This is a genomic window from Vibrio sp. Y176, assembly GCF_033438945.1.
Genome location: NZ_JAWOQS010000003.1, coordinates 321,546 through 337,768 on the forward strand (window position 1 = coordinate 321,546; position 16,223 = coordinate 337,768).

General features: G+C 44.4%; 13 protein-coding genes. 7 read left to right on the forward strand and 6 right to left on the reverse strand.

Annotation, left to right across the window (positions count from 1 at the left end):
* Nucleotides 1-213: 213 nt before the first annotated feature.
* On the forward strand, nt 214-1,038 hold the full coding sequence (locus tag R7O13_RS09800; RefSeq protein ID WP_005377984.1) for a DUF2797 domain-containing protein: 825 nt from the start codon (nt 214-216) through the stop codon (nt 1,036-1,038).
* Nucleotides 1,039-1,128: 90 nt separating this feature from the next.
* Here R7O13_RS09800 and R7O13_RS09805 read toward each other — a convergent pair whose 3' ends face one another.
* Nucleotides 1,129-2,364: a cysteine desulfurase-like protein gene (locus tag R7O13_RS09805; RefSeq protein WP_005377986.1), complete on the reverse strand. Its 1,236-nt coding sequence runs from the start codon at nt 2,362-2,364 to the stop codon at nt 1,129-1,131.
* A complete protein-coding gene (locus R7O13_RS09810; RefSeq protein WP_005377989.1) occupies nt 2,348-3,004 on the reverse strand; it encodes a 2OG-Fe dioxygenase family protein in 657 nt (218 codons plus the stop codon). The genes R7O13_RS09805 and R7O13_RS09810 overlap by 17 nt, the downstream gene beginning before the upstream one ends.
* A gap of 359 nt (nt 3,005-3,363) precedes the next feature.
* On the opposite strand from R7O13_RS09810, the gene trxB reads away from it, so the two are divergent.
* The 3 genes from trxB to cydC all read left to right on the forward strand — a co-directional run bounded on the left by trxB (nt 3,364) and on the right by cydC (nt 7,928).
* On the forward strand, nt 3,364-4,323 hold the full coding sequence (gene trxB / locus R7O13_RS09815; RefSeq protein WP_005377991.1) for a thioredoxin-disulfide reductase: 960 nt from the start codon (nt 3,364-3,366) through the stop codon (nt 4,321-4,323).
* A 103-nt stretch (nt 4,324-4,426) separates the two neighbouring features.
* Nucleotides 4,427-6,214: a heme ABC transporter permease/ATP-binding protein CydD gene (cydD, locus tag R7O13_RS09820; protein WP_318303720.1), complete on the forward strand. Its 1,788-nt coding sequence runs from the start codon at nt 4,427-4,429 to the stop codon at nt 6,212-6,214.
* A complete protein-coding gene (cydC, locus tag R7O13_RS09825) occupies nt 6,207-7,928 on the forward strand; it encodes a heme ABC transporter ATP-binding protein/permease CydC (protein WP_318303722.1) in 1,722 nt (573 codons plus the stop codon). Before cydD ends, cydC begins: the two co-directional genes overlap by 8 nt.
* 97 nt (nt 7,929-8,025) lie before the next feature.
* On the opposite strand, the gene R7O13_RS09830 is transcribed toward cydC, so the two are convergent.
* The 3 genes from R7O13_RS09830 to R7O13_RS09840 all read right to left on the reverse strand — a co-directional run bounded on the left by R7O13_RS09830 (nt 8,026) and on the right by R7O13_RS09840 (nt 11,948).
* Nucleotides 8,026-9,357, reverse strand: coding sequence for a D-serine ammonia-lyase (locus R7O13_RS09830; RefSeq protein ID WP_318303724.1), 1,332 nt, complete (start codon nt 9,355-9,357; stop codon nt 8,026-8,028).
* A 90-nt stretch (nt 9,358-9,447) separates the two neighbouring features.
* Nucleotides 9,448-10,542, reverse strand: a complete 1,095-nt coding sequence (gene serC / locus R7O13_RS09835) for a 3-phosphoserine/phosphohydroxythreonine transaminase (protein ID WP_005378000.1) — start codon at nt 10,540-10,542, stop codon at nt 9,448-9,450.
* A 137-nt stretch (nt 10,543-10,679) separates the two neighbouring features.
* On the reverse strand, nt 10,680-11,948 hold the full coding sequence (locus tag R7O13_RS09840; RefSeq protein ID WP_318303727.1) for a DUF945 family protein: 1,269 nt from the start codon (nt 11,946-11,948) through the stop codon (nt 10,680-10,682).
* A 186-nt stretch (nt 11,949-12,134) separates the two neighbouring features.
* Between R7O13_RS09840 and R7O13_RS09845 the strand changes: the two genes are divergently transcribed.
* The 3 genes from R7O13_RS09845 to R7O13_RS09855 all read left to right on the forward strand — a co-directional run bounded on the left by R7O13_RS09845 (nt 12,135) and on the right by R7O13_RS09855 (nt 15,409).
* Nucleotides 12,135-14,075, forward strand: a complete 1,941-nt coding sequence (locus R7O13_RS09845) for an ATP-binding protein (RefSeq protein WP_318303729.1) — start codon at nt 12,135-12,137, stop codon at nt 14,073-14,075.
* Nucleotides 14,072-14,569, forward strand: coding sequence for a response regulator (locus tag R7O13_RS09850; protein WP_017820839.1), 498 nt, complete (start codon nt 14,072-14,074; stop codon nt 14,567-14,569). The genes R7O13_RS09845 and R7O13_RS09850 overlap by 4 nt, the downstream gene beginning before the upstream one ends.
* Before the next feature lie 291 nt (nt 14,570-14,860).
* A complete protein-coding gene (locus tag R7O13_RS09855) occupies nt 14,861-15,409 on the forward strand; it encodes a hypothetical protein (RefSeq protein WP_005378006.1) in 549 nt (182 codons plus the stop codon).
* A gap of 192 nt (nt 15,410-15,601) precedes the next feature.
* On the opposite strand, the gene R7O13_RS09860 is transcribed toward R7O13_RS09855, so the two are convergent.
* Nucleotides 15,602-16,189 (reverse strand): TfoX/Sxy family DNA transformation protein, encoded by a 588-nt coding sequence (locus R7O13_RS09860; RefSeq protein ID WP_005378007.1) that lies wholly within the window; start codon nt 16,187-16,189, stop codon nt 15,602-15,604.
* Nucleotides 16,190-16,223: the final 34 nt, after the last annotated feature.

Genomic DNA, 16,223 nt, shown 5'->3' on the forward strand with positions numbered 1-16,223 from the left:
GTAACGGATTTTGAACCGTTATCACGTTTTAAAATTTCTAAAAAGTGCAGCTCAACTTCTATTTGCGAAGCATTTCACAGCCATAATTTTTAGAAAATAAAACACGATGCATAATAATTTAGTGCAAGACATTTACTTTAAAGCTCCTGTCAACCCTGCATCTCTTCTCCACTTCAGTATATACTGTGCAAAAACACAATAATGAGTAATGTCATGTCATTAATTGCAACTGGCACGCTAAACAAAATGCGTGCTTCTCTGGACGGTGCCGTCAACTACCGTCTTCCTGTCGGTGAGGAAGAGATCGACTTAACTCCGTTTCTGGGTAAAACGCTCACACTGACTCACACTGGCAATATTTTTTGTTGCTCATGTGGAAAGAAAACGAAAAAGAGTTATTCGCAAGGCCACTGTTTTGTATGCATGAAAAAGCTAGCAAGCTGCGACATGTGTATCATGAAGCCAGAGACCTGCCACTACGATCAAGGGACTTGTCGCGAACCACAATGGGGTGAAGAGAATTGCATGGTGGATCACTTTGTCTACCTGTCCAACACATCCAGCTTAAAAGTTGGTATCACTCGTCATACTCAAATCCCGACTCGTTGGATTGACCAAGGCGCGACTCAGGGCTTGCCAATTTTTAAAGTAAAAACTCGCCATATCTCCGGTTTAATTGAAGTTGAACTGGCGAAACATATCGCAGACAAGACCAATTGGCGCACACTGCTTAAGGGTGACGGTGAACCTATGGCATTGCAGGACCGTTTTGCTGAGCTATTGCCTTTAGTCGAAGAGAAAATTGCCGAGATAAAACAGCAATTCGGCGAAGATGCCATTGAAGTACTGAACGAAAGCATTACCGACCTTAGCTACCCGGTACAACAGCACCCAACGAAGATCACTTCGCATAACTTCGATAAAAACCCGGTTGTTACTGGCACTTTGCAAGGCATTAAAGGTCAATACCTCATCTTTGATACCGGCGTTATTAATGTAAGAAAATTCACTTCCTATGAAGTTGAAGTTAGTGAGTAATCGCTTGTAGAACGCGTTGATTCAAATAAAAACGAAAAAAGCTCGAGTTTGACTCGAGCTTTTGTTTTTCTATTAGGAAGAAATCGTTAGTTATGCGTCAAGGATGCTTTCTAGCACATCGAATAACATATCGACTTCTTCTATTGTGTTGTAATGCATACAACCAATTCGCACTACACCACCCGATTCTTCTAAACCAAGTTGACGAACTAAGCCCAACGCATAAAAGTGACCATTCCATACACAAATGTTATGTTCACCCAGTGTTTTCGCGATGAACTCTGGAGAATATCGGTCAAACGTTAGCGCAAAAGTTGGCGTGCGGAGTTGGCTATCTTCCTTTGCGATACCGAATAGATTGACACCATCTAATGCATTCAAACGCTGTAAGAAACGCTCACTCAAGCGCTGCTCATGTTGTTCATACAGTTGGTAGCTTTGCTCCAATCGTTGGCGAAGAGGTAAACCGACTTCACCAAATTGAGCCAGGTACTCAACCGCAGAAACGACACCAGCAAGACCTTCAAAACTTTGCGTTCCTGTTTCAAATCGACCAGGGCCTATATTAGTGGCAGGCTCGACTTTGTAAGGGCGAATACTGTGGAGCCACTGATCGGCTATGTAAGCGATACCAACGTGCGGTCCGAAAAACTTGTAAGCTGAGCAAGCTAAAAAGTCACAACCTAACGCTTGAACATCAACCAAATGATGAGGCGCATAATGGACGGCATCCACATAAACTTGTGCCCCAACATTGTGCGCCATGCTGACTACTTGCTGTACATCCACAATAGAACCCGTCGTGTTCGATGCATAAGTCACAGCGACAAGGCGCGTTTTATCAGAAAGAAGGCGGCTTAAATGCTCCATATCAAGCGTACAATCTTCTTCGTTGATACGAACTTGATGAACCGTAACGCCTTTATCTTCTGCCGCTTGCTGCCAGCTGGATACATTTGAATAGTGATCCAAAGCGGAGACAATGATCTCATCTCCTGCTTGCCAATCTCGACTAATCGCGCGACTAAGCTGAAAGGTTAGTGAGGTCATATTGGCACCGAAGACAATATTGCCAGATGAAGGGGCATTAAGTAGAGCCTGAGCCGACTCACGCGCATTTTGCATTACGTCAACGGTCACTTGGCTAGAAAAATAATGCCCGCCTAAGTTAGCGTTGAAACGACCTAAATACCCAACCATGCTGTCTAGTACTGGTTGAGGCACTTGTGAGCCACCTGGACCATCAAAAAACGTCACGGGCTTGTCGTTGTGGTATTGAGCCAACGCCGGAAATTGCTCTCTGATCTGATTAAGATTGAAGTTCATTACGCTTATCCGTAGCAGTAAGTACAAATACATCCATATGGCCCGCTTCGTCATCAATAACAGAGCGGATTGGGCACGCGTTATGCCACAGCTTGCTATCAGCCAAGATTGCGACCTCTCCGGTTTCTAGCACTTTACGGAAAAATGGGGCTTGGTTATGGCTGCTGTACAGCATGATGTCGCCACCGATGATGTTATGGCGTCCCACACCAACCATTGCAATATGATCAAAACCGTCTTGGTGCACACCTTCAGGTGCTACTTGGGTTTCTTCTTCCAGTGCCCTGATACGGATTTGGTGAATTTCTATTTCTTGACCGTTTGGCAGATGATTCGCATTGACAAACAATTCACACATTTCTCGAAATCCATCGCTGGTAAGAATATCCTTCTCAATTGGCTCGAATTGTCTTACTACATCACCTTGAAATCGGTTGATATCAGAGGATTGAACAAAGCTATTTTTATTTAAGTCGATGACTTTGCCGTTATCAAAGCCAACCACAGAATAACGTCGTAGTCGATACTGACCATCTGCATGTTCGGTACGAGGCAGTTCTTCAAACGATGGGGAAAGCTGCTCAATTGCTGCCATGCTGAGCTGTGTTAAATGTAGAGTATTCTCACGTGAATGTAACATCATTTGCTCCTTTAATGAGGCACATTAATTAACATTTAATTTACACACTAGGTTACGCAAATATTCTGCAATTACCAGCTTTTAACGTTGATAGCTTCAACAAAACGACGAAAACAACATAACAAACCAAACCAAACCACAAAAACAGAGCCATGTTTCAGTTTTACGCTTTGACAATATTTGAAACTAGACTTCTCTACTACGAATAGAATTTTATGCTAGAAGTCAACGTTCTCAATCAATATTTAGTGGGTTCTAATCTATAACCAATTATTCGATCACAATCGTTGTTTATGCTTTTAAAGCACTAAGAATTTCCATACAATCGAGGGAAATGTTACGCCCTTTTTGGAGCCATAATGAGCGACGTAAAACACTGTAAATTATTAATTCTTGGTTCTGGTCCTGCAGGATACACAGCTGCCGTCTACGCAGCGCGTGCAAACTTAAACCCTGTGCTTGTGACGGGAATGCAACAAGGTGGTCAGCTAACCACCACAACTGAAGTTGAAAACTGGCCAGGCGATGCTGAGGGACTGACAGGTCCAGCATTGATGGATCGCATGAAAGAACACGCCGAGCGTTTTGAAACTGAAATCGTATTTGATCACATCAATGAAGTAGAGCTATCACAACGCCCATTTCGTTTAAAAGGCGACTCAGGTGAGTACACTTGTGATGCCTTAATCATATCTACCGGCGCATCAGCAAAATACCTTGGCCTTGAGTCTGAAGAAGCATTTAAAGGTCGCGGCGTTTCTGCTTGTGCAACCTGTGACGGTTTCTTCTACCGTAATCAGAAAGTTGCAGTTGTGGGCGGTGGTAACACGGCTGTTGAAGAAGCGCTATACCTATCTAACATTGCGTCAGAAGTTCACCTGATCCACCGCCGCGATTCATTCCGCGCAGAGAAGATCCTTGTGAAACGTCTGATGGATAAAGTTGAAAGCGGTAATATCGTTCTTCATACCGATCGCACTCTCGATGAAGTACTGGGTGACGATATGGGCGTAACGGGCGTCCGCATTAAAGACGTGAACAGCGGTGCGACAGAAGATATCGATGTAATGGGTGCATTCATCGCAATTGGTCACCAGCCAAACACACAAATCTTTGAAGGCCAAGTAGACATGAAAGATGGCTACATCATCGTTCAATCAGGTCTTGAAGGCAACGCAACACAAACTAGTATCGAAGGTGTATTTGCAGCTGGCGACGTAATGGACCACAACTACCGTCAAGCGATCACCTCTGCAGGTACAGGTTGTATGGCTGCATTAGATGCTGAACGTTTCTTAGACTCACTTGGTGACAAATAACTTTTCACATTTGTGTCATATCCTTAAAGCCCAGCGGTATTCCCGCTGGGTTTTCTTTTGTATACTACCGCCTCATTAAAACAATTATCATTAAGCCTTCACGATGGATAAGAAAAAGCAAAGCAGCTTGAATAAGTGGCTGAAGCAACAAAGTAAGTTAGCCAAGCGCTGGCTTATGATTGCGATAGGCCTAGGCGTACTTTCAAGCGTGTTTTTATTGGCTCAAGCAGCCCTGCTCGCCTCCATTCTGCACCAGTTAATCATTGACCAAGTCGACAAAGCCGAGCTCATTTGGCATTTTGTTGGGCTCGGTGGCACGGTTATCGGTCGAGCTGCTTGTACCTGGGGTCGAGAGCTTGCCGGTTACCGTTGCGGGGAGCAAATTCGAGTTTATATTCGCCAACTCATTTTAGATAAAGTTCATAAACTTGGGCCAGCTTACATCAAAGGCAAACCTGCTGGCACTTGGGCAACGCTCATCTTAGAGCAGGTAGAAGATATGCAAGATTTCTTCTCACGCTACTTGCCTCAAATGTCATTATCGGTACTAGTGCCTTTCATCATTTTGGTTGTCGTATTCCCAGTAAACTGGGCAGCAGGCTTGATCTTCCTGGTCACTGCACCACTAGTGCCTATTTTCATGGCACTGGTTGGGATGAAAGCCGCAGAAGCAAACCGTAAAAACTTTAAAGCGATGCAGCGTTTGTCGGGTCACTTTTATGACCGCTTGCAAGCAATGACAACCATTCGCTTATTCGATAGAACAAAATCTGAAACTGAGACGCTAAAGGGTGCTTCAGAAGTCTTTCGTACTCGTACCATGGACGTTCTGAAAATCGCGTTTCTGTCTTCTGCGGTGTTAGAGTTTTTCACTTCCATTTCTATCGCAATTACCGCTGTCTACTTTGGCTTTAGTTATATCGGGGAGCTGGACTTCGGCTACTACGGCGCAGGTGTTACGCTCTTTGCTGGTTTGTTCATTCTGATTCTTGCTCCAGAGTTTTATCAGCCATTACGTGATTTGGGCACGTTCTATCATGCGAAACAGCAAGCGGTTGGGGCAGCAGAAAGCATTGTCGAGTTTCTGGATTTGGAAGTCGATCAAATCAAAGATGGTACCCAAGCGTTAGATAAAAACAGCCCTATCCATATTGAAGCGAACCAGTTAACCATTTTTAGTCCGGAAGGTAAGCAGCTCGCAGGTCCCCTATCCTTCTCTCTTGAAGCCAACAAAAGTACGGCTTTAGTTGGACCAAGTGGCGCAGGTAAAACAAGCTTGGTAAACACCATCCTCGGTTTCATGCCTTATCAAGGTAGCTTGAAGATTAATGGTTGTGAATTGTCGCAACTGGATCTAGCCACATGGCGAGAGGCAGTAAGCTGGATTGGTCAAAACCCGATGCTATTACACGGTAGCATTCGAGATAACATCACACTAGGTAAGCACAATATTCAGGATGCAGACGTACATTCTGTGTTGAATGACTCTCACGCTGCTGAATTTGTTGAAATGCATGGGTTGGATTATCCGATATCTGATCGTTCTGGTGGTTTATCTGTCGGCCAAGCGCAGCGTTTAGCACTGGCTCGCGCCATGCTACAAAATGGTCGTTTTTGGTTATTAGATGAACCAACCGCAAGCTTAGATGCTCGCAGTGAAAAACTCGTGATGGAAGGCATTAACAAGTATGCGCATGCCACAACAAATTTGATGATTACTCACCAACTTGCACCTTTACAAAACGTATCGCAAATTCTTGTTATGCAGGACGGCCAGATTGTTCAACGTGGTGATTACGCCACACTGTCGACAGAAGATGGCTTATTTAAAGACATGTTGGAAGCGAACCTCGCACAACGTGAAACAGACAAGGGGAACTTAGATGCGTGATTTACTCCCTTATCTAAAACTCTATAAGAAACACTGGTTTGGTCTTTCGCTAGGTATGCTACTGGCATTTCTGACCTTAGCGGCGTCTATTGGCTTATTAACGCTATCAGGTTGGTTTATTTCAGCCGCAGCGGTGGCAGGCTTGACGGTTGCTCGTGAGACCTTCAACTACATGTTACCAGGTGCCGGGGTACGCGGCGCTGCAATGGCTCGAACCGCAGGTCGATGGGGAGAACGTGTCGTTAGCCACAATGCAACGTTCAAGCTGCTTACCGATCTACGTATCTTCTTCTTTAAGAAACTTGCACCACTGATTCCGGGTCGTGTTTCTACGATGCGTGATGCCGATCTGCTCAACCGCCTAGTAGCGGACGTAGATGCGATGGATCACGTTTACCTTCGACTTATCAGCCCTGTCGTGATTGGTATTTTTGGCATATTGAGTTTAACGGCTGTCCTGGCTTTCTTTGATTGGCATCTCGCCCTGCTGCTTGGCTCGATTCTTACCGTCATGTTGTTTGTATGGCCAGTGCTGTTCTATAAACTGGGTAAAAACAATGGCGAGAATCTCACTCATCATAAAGCGCAATTGCGAGTGGCGACACTGGACTGGCTTCAAGGCTACAGCGAACTGAGTATCTTTGGAGCAGAAGAACGTTATCGTAATCTCATTCTAGAGAAGCAGAAGCAGCTGCTGTCTAACCAATTTGTGAACGCGAATTTAACGGGCATGGCTTCAGGCCTGCTTATGCTGGTGAACGGCATTACACTGGTTGTGATGCTTTGGTTTGCTGCAGACGGCGTAGGTGGTCGTGCTCCTGATCCTTGGATTGCGCTGTTTGCGTTTGCAACCATGGCGAGCTTTGAGATTCTGATGCCTATCGCGGGCGCATTCCAGTATCTCGGTCAAACGTTGACCTCTGCTCGTCGTTTAAATGAAGTAATTTTGGCTGAACCTGACGTTGTCTTCCCTGAGCAGTCGAAACATAAAGACACAACGTTAGACATTGAATTCGACAACATAGATTTTACTTACCCTGACGGTCAGCAAAAGGTACTGAAAGACTTGTCACTCTCACTACCGTTGGGCACTAAAACTGCAATTGTAGGTCAAACAGGTTCAGGTAAATCAACACTGATTCAGCTTCTTTGCCGCTACTGGGATGTTAACCAAGGTGAAGTTCGAATCGGTGGTACAAAACTGCAAGATTGGAGCGAGTCGGGCCTGCGAGCAGCAATGACTGTGGTCAGTCAACGCGTAGATGTACTAAACGGGACACTACGTGACAACTTACTCATGGCCGCTCCGGATGCAAGTGATGAGCAACTGTCTACTATTTTACAAAAAGTCGAGCTTGGCGGACTTCTGGAAGAGCCGGGGTTAGACGCTTGGTTAGGCGACGGCGGCCGTCAGTTATCTGGTGGTGAGAAACGCCGAATCGGTATTGCTCGAGCATTGCTACGTGATGCCCCAATCCTACTCTTAGATGAGCCGACTGAAGGCCTCGATAAGCGTACGGAACAAACAGTGATGGCGCTTTTCAATGAACACTTTGCTAATAAGACAGTAGTATTCATTACACACCGACTGATAGAGCTAGAAAGCATGGATAGCATCTGTTTGATGGAACAAGGTGAGATCATCGAACAAGGCGACCATCCAACGCTACTCGCTCAAAAAGGTCGTTACTACCAGCTATTACAATCTCTATGATTCGATTTTCAGTGACGAAAAGGGCTCATCAAACGATGAGCCCTTTTGTTATTTCTGTATTATTAGTTACCTAATTAAGCACGTATACAGTGCTGATTTACCGACCAGATTTTTTGAGATAAGCCGCCATTTCATCTTCCGGAACCATGCCCCCACCTGTTGCCCAAACAAGATGTGTTGCGTTTTTGAGTTTTTCTTCGTCAAATTTCATTCGAGACTGATAAGCATGGTTATTCGAGACGTGCACAGCACCAATCATACCGGCTAATGCAGAAGGCCCTAGATTAATACCTTCCAGTTCACTTAACTCACCCAAGTGGTGATACATACGAGCGTCATCAATGGTGTAAAAACCATCAAGTAGCCTTTCCATCGCTCTTCCGACAAATCCAGAGGCACGCCCGACTGCCAAACCATCAGCGGCGGTGATGTTATCGATACCCAAATCTTGTACCGAAATATCGTCATGCAAGCCTGTATGTACGCCCAACAGCATGCACGGTGAGTGCGTTGGCTCTGCGAAAATACAGTGGACATGCTCGCCAAATGCTACCTTCAAGCCAAATGCCACCCCACCAGGTCCACCGCCAACACCACAAGGAAGATAAACAAACAATGGATGATGCTCATCAACCACGATTCCCAAGTCATCAAATTGCTGCTTAAGACGCTCACCCGCAACAGAGTAACCTAGAAACAGCGTCCGTGAGTTTTCATCATCGATAAAGAAACAGTTGGGATCTTTTTCTGCCTCTTTACGACCTTGCGCGACAGCAATACCATAATCTTCCTGGTGCTCTACGACATTAACACCATGTGACCGGAGCTTATTTTTCTTCCATTCCCGCGCATCCGCAGACATGTGGACTGAAACTGAAAAACCCAGCTTCGCACTCATGATGCCGATGGACATACCAAGATTGCCGGTTGAGCCAACTGCAATACTGTACTGCTTAAAAAACTGCCGAAACTCATTGCTGAACAATTTGCTGTAATCATCGCTTTCACAGAGCAAGCCGGCTTCAAACGCCAACTTTTCTGCATGAGTGAGCACTTCATAAATACCACCTCTCGCTTTGATCGAACCAGAAATTGGCAAATGACTGTCTTTTTTGAGCATTAAATGGCCCAATATTGGTGTGTCGTATTGCTGCTCCAAACGCACTTTCATATTGGGAATATCCACCACTGCGGACTCAATAACGCCACGCGACGTTTCCGTTTCGGGAAACGCTTTCATCAAATAAGGCGCAAATCGTGCTAGCCGTTCACTCGCCGCTTGAATATCTTTTTCATCTAACCCGACATGAGGTAAGCCTTCCTCCAAGGAAGTGATATGGGGGTTAAACCAACAAACCTCTTCAAGATCAATAAGTGCTGCCAAGAGTGGGAACTGCTTAGTCAGCGCTTCAATATTTGCCTTGGTCATTTTACCTTCCTGGAATGATGTGAGTTGAGATAAACAAAAGCGCCGCAATAGCGACGCTTTGGAGAACAAATATCAGTTATCAGTTTGAGCTTACGCGTAGTTTTTCTCAAACTCTTGCATGAAGTCTACTAATGCTTGAACGCCTTCAAGCGGCATTGCGTTATAAATGGATGCTCGCATACCACCAACTGCTCGGTGACCTTTTAGCGCTTTCAGCCCTTTAGAGTCTGCTAGCTCAAGGAAGGTTGCATCCAGTTCAGGCTTAGCAAGTTGAAATGGCACGTTCATCAAAGAACGGTTTGCTGAGTGCACGCCATTACGGTAGAAATCAGACTGATCGATGTAATCATACAGTAGCGCGGCTTTAGCGCGGTTCACTTGCTCAATCGCTTTTACTCCGCCCTGTGCCTTCAGCCATTTGAAAACAAGACCAGACAGGTACCATGCAAAGGTTGGTGGCGTGTTGAACATTGATTCTTTTTCTGCCAAAACAGTGTAATCCAAAATACTTGGTAGTACCTGCTTCGCCATACCTAATAAATCATCGCGCACGATAGCAATAGCAATGCCGGAAGGACCAATATTTTTCTGAGCGCCCGCGTAAATCACACCGTATTTCGACACATCAATTTCACGAGAAAGAATTGTCGAAGACATGTCAGCAACAATCGGTTTGTCGGTGATAGGAAGATCGTTAATCTCAATACCATCAATGGTCTCATTTGGACAGAAGTGAACGTAAGCCGCTTCTGGAGCAATTTTCCATTCACTTGCAGGTAGAACCGCGACTTTCCCGTTGATTTCTGTTTTTGCATCAAACACGTCTGGTTCGCAGTATTTTTTCGCTTCAGCTACCGCGCTTTCAGCCCAATAACCACCATCGATGTAAGTTGCCGTATCGGCATCACCAAGTAAGTTTAGAGGAACAGCAGCAAACTGAGCACGAGCACCACCTTGGCAGAACAGTACTTTATAGTTGTCCGGAATATTCAGAAGATCACGTAAATCCTGCTCGGCTTCTTCTGCAACTTTGATGAACTCTTTGCTTCGGTGGCTGATTTCCATGACCGAAGTACCAAGGCCTTGCCAATCGATTAGTTCCTGTTGTGCTTGCTGCATAACTGCTTTAGGCAGACCTGCTGGCCCTGCACTGAAGTTAAATACGTTGTCCGTATTTTGTTCCATGATGCTCATTGCTCCTGCTATGTAAATATTACGAAATTAATATCACGTTTTCGCAGTGATAAAAACAAGAAAAGAGGTCTTACGACCTCTTTTTAAAGACTAAGCGTTGAATTGGAACAAATTCGCAACAACACGAATTACTGTTGTTGCATCAAAGCAGGCATAAGTAGAGCCACCAATGGGAACTCATGCCCATTTTCGAACTTCAATTTGCCTTCACCAATTTCTGCTTTTAATTGATAACCGCCCTCTACTTTTTCGATCAACTCCATAATAAGGAGCTCATCAATCCCTTCTTGAATAAATGGGTAATGCGTTACTAATTCATCAGAGAAGTAAGTGCTAAGTTCACCAGTAGTGGCCGTCACCAACTTCATTGGATCTTGAGAAACATGCTCAGTACCTTCAGGGATGGATAGTTGCCACTCATTGTGGAACTTGCCGTCACCGAACGCGAGTGAAAGCTCGTTCACGGATAAATCAAAACCTTTGCTAAACAGCGTATCGACATGCGGCAATAAATTCGCAATTTCCTGTTCATCTAGCATAGGAGAGCTTTGATAGATAGACATAATTTGATCAAAAGACTGGCTATCCACATCTGCAATTGAGAAATCCAACTTAAAGTTATCGACATCCGTCCCATCAGTTAAACGTAGTTTCTTAGCATCTAGGTTTAATTGACTGTTCAGCTTATCACCAGACTCACTCATCGTAGTGTTACCACGGTAGCTCGCATTTTCAATCAAAAAGACAGGCGTCAAGTTCGCATCAACCACATCCAGCTTCTCTAGAGAAAAAGATTGCTCACCCAGCCAATAGCCTTTTGCTTGCTTTCCTTTACCTTGCCCTGTCAATGCATTCAGATGAAGCTCTTCACCGTTTTCAAAATCCACTTGAACAGAAGGAACGGAAACTTGGTAATTGAGATCACCCAATACCGTCACATCACCTGTTACTTTTGCAGGGCTTGTAGAAACAGAAACACCTTGCGCTTCGTTACGATAATGCCAACTGTCTAGGTCGAGGATAAATGCTGTATTGCCATTTAGTTGAGTCTGGCTATGCATCGTGAGAGGCAAAAAGTCATTGTCCACCAATTTTGAATCTGCTGTTAGGCTTGTTAGACCGTGGCTAACATCACTGGTTACGTCAAACGTCGTTGGCATACCATCACGCTCTAACTGCGTTTTAAGCTCAGGATCAACAACTGAATAACGAGTCAGCACGACTGAAGACAAATAGCCACGCTGATACTCGACCACTTCGCCTTTAATCATTTCATCATTCATATTGGTAATACCATCTTCAATGATGGACTGACCAATTTGTCCGACAGCCAATGGCCAACACAGCGCTAATGAGATAGCACCACCAATGGCGCCGATTTTTTTAAGATTTTGCATAACGTCACTTATTAGATATTTTCGGTCAGTCTACCCCAAACCACCTGCGGAGAAAACATTGAGACAAATCAGACTATTGATGCTTATTCTAGTCCATTAATCAGGAATCATACTTGGCTCCCACTCATCATCTCCTTTTATTGTTAAAGTTTGCGTGGCGAAGTTTTAACCGGAGCTAAAACATCTGTGAATCGTTATGCTGTGTTGTGTCTCGACAACAACCCAATCAGTGCTGAACAGTTTCGATTGGAGCTGTCTGCCTTCTCAAGTAAGTTTGATATTTTTTCTGTCGAATCGATAGAAGAGGCTCAAAGCGCTTTAGAGTATCTAGAAGAAAGAGAACAGACTGTTGCTTTAGTTATAGCGAGCCATCACGCTCATTTTAACGGCGTGGATTTTCTTATTGGTTTAGACCGGATGCCACATACCGAGCAAGCAAGAAAAATTCTTATTAGCTGCTCGTCTGATATAGAGGCAATTCTCACTGCCGTTAATGAGGGCAGGCTCGACCACTGCCTCACTAAACCTTTGCCAGATCACGTCTTATTTAACACAGTGCAAAAAGAGCTGACCCAATTTATCTTGCGAAATGGCAAAGAAGACCTGCTAAGTTACAGTCAGATATTGGATCATCACAGCTTGTTGCGAGCGCACATCAATAACCAGATGAGCCATTATCAAGCCGGATTCTTACACGACTACCACTCGATGTCTGATGCTGAGTTAGCCGAGCAAGTGATCTCCGCTCTCCAGCAATTTTTCAAAGATAATGACGAAACAAGAGCGTGCCGTACATACTCACCTGAACACTTATTAACCGTGGAAGGCGAGCCAAATTGCTTTTTGTGGTTTATCACCGAAGGTGAAGTGGCTCTGTACAAGCGCGATGAGCAAGGCATGCAGCGAGAGGTTGTACGCCATAACAAAGGGAATATTGTCGGAGGCATGTCGTTTGTTACTGGGGAATGTTCTTTCTCGACAGCTCTAACACTAACCAAAACAGAAGTTATCAAACTCGATCGCAACGTATTCAATAAAGTGATGCAAAACGACTCAAACTTACTGCCTCTTTTTACAAACTTGCTCTTACGCCACTTCAACCGCCGATTGCAAAGAAGCATCAACACCAAACTGCAACTTCAAAAAACGCTCGAATCTTTAGAATCAGCCCACCAGCAGCTCATTGAAAGAGAAAAAATGGCGATGCTTGGTCAATTGGTTGCGGGAGTGGCCCACGAACTAAACAATCCAGTAGCCGCGATATTAAGGGGCGTAGAGAATTTAACGCATACACTAGAACGATTACTTAACGATGCGCCCAGTTCCGATATACAAACCAAAGGCATTGAATTACTGAACAAAGCGCAAACCTCAAAACCCGCTTCAACCGCCGAGCTCAGATCACGCGTAAAAGCGCTTAGCCATACTCTTCCAGACCGAGCATTGGCAAAAAAAGTGGTGAGCCTTGGATTAGAGTCCGATCAAGAGCTACTTACCCAACTAACGAGAAAGCAGCAAGCGTCTTATCATGCTCTCAATACACTAGAGCAATACCACAAAGCAGGTTCTACACTTCGCTCAATTAATGTCTGTGCAGCACGAATTGCTGATATGGTAAAAAGCCTGAAAGGATATGCTCGGTCAGATGATGAGACCCTGCACTATGCCGATATTCATGAGGGTATTGAAGACACTTTGGTGATTTTCGAGAACAAATTAAAAATGCACCAAGTTTCAACCGACTATGCAAACTTGCCTTCCATCCTTTGTCAACCGATCGCACTCCAACAGGTGTGGACGAATTTGGTCTCTAACGCCATTGACGCATTTCCAGAAAAAGGGGTGTTAAACATACAAACACGCCTTGTAGAAAAAGAACACACAAATTATGCCGTTATCTCATTTGAAGATAATGGATGTGGCATTCCTGAGTCGCAAAGAGACGCCATTTTCGAGCTAAACTTCACCACAAAAAAAGAAGGTAACTTTGGCTTAGGCATCGGGCTGTCCATCTGCCAGCAAATCGTAACAGCACACAGAGGGTGGATTGACGTCGAATCAGAGATCGGCCAGTTCACACGAATGACCGTCTGGTTACCAGTCATCGAAGAAGGAGATGAAACATGACCAAGTATCTAATTTTATGTGTCGATGACGAACGAGAAGTCTTGGATAGCGTGCTCCAAGATCTTGCTCCCTTCGAGGAGAACTTTGTCGTCGAAGGAGCGGAATCGGTGACTGAAGCTCGGCAAGTGATTGAGGAGATGGCGGAAGAAGAAGTTCAGCTTGCGCTCATTTTATGTGACCACATTATGCCGGAACAAACTGGGATCAGCTTCTTAATCGAACTCAGTCAAAATGGTGACACAAAAGCAGCGCGCAAAGTTTTACTCACAGGACAAGCTGGTTTGGAAGACACCGTAGAAGCCGTAAATAACGCGAGTCTCGATTATTACATTGCCAAACCTTGGAAAGGTGAAGCATTGAGAAAAGCAATCGTGTCTCAGCTTACCGCGTTTGTTATTGAGAATGATGATAACCTGCTATCCTGGACTCAAATCCTTGATTCTGAGGCAATCCTCAACGCCATGGCAGATAGAAGAGCAAGCTTTGGCGAGTAATAAAGTGTTTAATTCTAACTTGAACTCAACGATGGTCATTGAACCACCTTACCTCGCATAGTAGAACGAGGTTAGAAAAACATCGTTACTTGTCCGAGTGAAATTCTCGGACACTACGTATATGGCGTAGTTTTTGCTTAAACCAAGGAACTATTAAGTTAATTGACAAAACATCGACACATTTTTGTTGGTCGTGGACCTTCCTTTTTATTATGATGTCGGACAAATCAGATTACGGTTCAAGTGGTTGCTTGAATCCATGGAAATAATGAACAAGGTTTATCGTTAGTTATGCGTAAAACACTATTAGCCGCTGCCTTACTAGTGGCATCAAGCCATGCCCTAGCTGCAAACGATCGCAATGCGCCAGCAACTATGAGCAACTTTAGCTACGACTATTTCGAAGCACGTATTGGCGCAAGTCCTGTGACATTTGGTGCTGGATTCAGCAAATCAATTCACCCGAACGCGCATGTTATTGCTCGTATTGACTCTGAGTTTGAAAGTGATTTTGACTCAGCTGCAGGCTTTGGCTTCCATTCTCCGCTAAACAACTGGGCAGATCTTACTGGTGAAATGCTAATGCGCGTTGTGCAACCTTCGAATGAGAGCAGCACAGATGTTGGTATGGAGCTTAACTTAGGTGTTCGCCAATGGTTGGGCCCTCAATTAGAAGTAGGCGGCAAAGTCGGCTACGTTTCTATCGATAACGATGACGATTGGACTGGCTCTGCCTACGCTCGATTCCACTCAACAGAGCTTTTCTCTTTGGGTGCTGAAGCACGTATCAACGATTTTTACGGTGATCAGGTAATGTTCACTACGCGTTTTAAGTTTTAAGATTTGTGCTGTAAGAAAAGAGCAAATTAAAAAAACAAAAACCGAGGTCTCTGCCTCGGTTTTTTGTCTAATTTAATGACTAACTCAATGAAGTGGTAAAAAACTTCAACGTCCTTTTTCCGCTTTTCACACTTGCCTTTACGACCCGCTAACTCCATCGAAACGAGTCAATCATTGTGCGATCAGCTTCGCTTAGTCACACAGTGCCAATAACTGTTTTTTACGCGGCTCTTGGATCAGTTTCCAATGTACGCCATCAGTTGCACCAGCAAATTTCCACAGTAGCTTTACATCAACATCATTACCGTAAGCCGTTTTAACTTTGTTGAAGACTTTTACAGGTCCAAGTTCTAAAAAGGTTTCTACGTCATCAACACCGGCTTTCTTGACCATACGTTCAAGGGTTAGTTGCATGTTGGGTAAGTCTCTTAAGCGTCTACTGGCAGAGGACTTTTGATATTTCCGTTCCTTAATTGAGTATTCAATTGATTTCTGTACCAGTTCATCAAGCCCTACATATCCGGATTCGAATAAATCGGTTACATCATAATAATTTACGGTTGCCGTCGTCTGTTTTTTGACGTGCTTATACTTCTCACAGCTCAGTTGAGTAAACACTTCATCTAGCCCATTACCACCACGTAAGTAGCAGCAATCATTGCTGACAAGCGCAAACATAGCATCATCGGTGAATAAACCAATACCACCGAACATAGAACGTTTTTGGTACTCACTGAAGGTGCGTACATATTTAAAAAAAGCTTGGTCTGTCATGTCCATTGACCTCTTTAATCTGAATAAATTACCCCGATTA

Excerpts from the sequence above, each read along its gene's own strand:
- R7O13_RS09800 (WP_005377984.1), top strand. The coding sequence starts at position 214 with ATGTCATTAATTGCAACTGGCACGCTAAACAAAATGCGTGCTTCTCTG.
- R7O13_RS09805 (WP_005377986.1), bottom strand. The coding sequence starts at position 2,364 with ATGAACTTCAATCTTAATCAGATCAGAGAGCAATTTCCGGCGTTGGCT.
- R7O13_RS09810 (WP_005377989.1), bottom strand. The coding sequence starts at position 3,004 with ATGTTACATTCACGTGAGAATACTCTACATTTAACACAGCTCAGCATG.
- trxB (WP_005377991.1), top strand. The coding sequence starts at position 3,364 with ATGAGCGACGTAAAACACTGTAAATTATTAATTCTTGGTTCTGGTCCT.
- cydD (WP_318303720.1), top strand. The coding sequence starts at position 4,427 with ATGGATAAGAAAAAGCAAAGCAGCTTGAATAAGTGGCTGAAGCAACAA.
- cydC (WP_318303722.1), top strand. The coding sequence starts at position 6,207 with ATGCGTGATTTACTCCCTTATCTAAAACTCTATAAGAAACACTGGTTT.
- R7O13_RS09830 (WP_318303724.1), bottom strand. The coding sequence starts at position 9,357 with ATGACCAAGGCAAATATTGAAGCGCTGACTAAGCAGTTCCCACTCTTG.
- serC (WP_005378000.1), bottom strand. The coding sequence starts at position 10,542 with ATGGAACAAAATACGGACAACGTATTTAACTTCAGTGCAGGGCCAGCA.
- R7O13_RS09840 (WP_318303727.1), bottom strand. The coding sequence starts at position 11,948 with ATGCAAAATCTTAAAAAAATCGGCGCCATTGGTGGTGCTATCTCATTA.
- R7O13_RS09850 (WP_017820839.1), top strand. The coding sequence starts at position 14,072 with ATGACCAAGTATCTAATTTTATGTGTCGATGACGAACGAGAAGTCTTG.
- R7O13_RS09855 (WP_005378006.1), top strand. The coding sequence starts at position 14,861 with ATGCGTAAAACACTATTAGCCGCTGCCTTACTAGTGGCATCAAGCCAT.
- R7O13_RS09860 (WP_005378007.1), bottom strand. The coding sequence starts at position 16,189 with ATGGACATGACAGACCAAGCTTTTTTTAAATATGTACGCACCTTCAGT.